The organism is Candidatus Symbiopectobacterium sp. NZEC135, from assembly GCF_025962695.1.
On the sequence record NZ_JAGFPF010000910.1, the window covers coordinates 1 to 849 of the forward strand.

2 protein-coding genes are annotated in these 849 nt (G+C 60.1%); both read right to left on the bottom strand.

Annotated elements, in window-relative coordinates; all coding sequences use genetic code 11:
• On the bottom strand, positions 1 to 251 hold a 251-nt coding region (locus J5224_RS31370; protein ID WP_413544753.1), incomplete at its 3' end, for an LOG family protein.
• A 64-nt stretch (positions 252 to 315) separates the two neighbouring features.
• Positions 316 to 849, bottom strand: a 534-nt coding sequence (locus J5224_RS31375; protein ID WP_319802523.1) for a tRNA-binding protein, incomplete at its 5' end; no start/stop codon positions are given.

Consider the following 849-nt stretch of genomic DNA (forward strand, 5'->3'; position numbering starts at 1 on the left):
ACCACATGCAGCGTGGTCAGACCCGGATGAGAAAGCTCTTGATCGGCCAACAGACGCGGCATGACACCAATCACCTCGCCGCCCTGCGCCAACGCCGCATCCGCGACCGCGCCCATCAATCCCACACGGCCACCGCCGTAAACAATGGCGATACCGGCCTGCGCCAGGGTTTTGCCCGTCACACGCGCCGCATCAATAAAGGCGGTGTCACTTCCCGCACTCGAACCGCAAAAAATTCCCATCACCATGATATGTCTCTCTTCTCCATGTCGATTACCTACCTATGCCGGCAAACATCTCCATTCCACCAGGCATTTAATTATTCAGCCGGAAACCACCCGGTTGCGTCCAACGTTGCCAACGCGCGCAGGCCGCTGCATCAAGCTCGGCCAGTGCCTGAGCCGTCTCCTCACGCCAGCGTTGTAACAGCGCTTTTTTACCGCTTAATGAAAACGATGTCACACCCCGCTCGGGATCGTGCGGGTACGCATTGAGCTCACGCAATGCGGGCAGCGGCAAACCCGAGCGCGCCAGCAGACGTGTCAATGCGGCAAAGGTCGGCTCCATGCCGCGATGCGCAAAAGCAAACCCGGCCAGACTGCACCATTCGGCGTCTTCGAGTTTATCTGGATCCGGTATGGTCTGCGCCAACGGCAGTGCCAAAGGGATAATGCGGCGCAAGGCAGGCCACGCCTGAGCGAGACGCCGTTCGGCACGCGAGACCAGTTGCCGACCATCCTCGCTGATAGGCAAAATCGCCATCGCACTATAGCAGCCACTGCTCGCCTCGCGGTGGCTGCCAATGCGCACCAGCCGAAACCCGCACGCTTGCCAGAATGCCCACAGTTC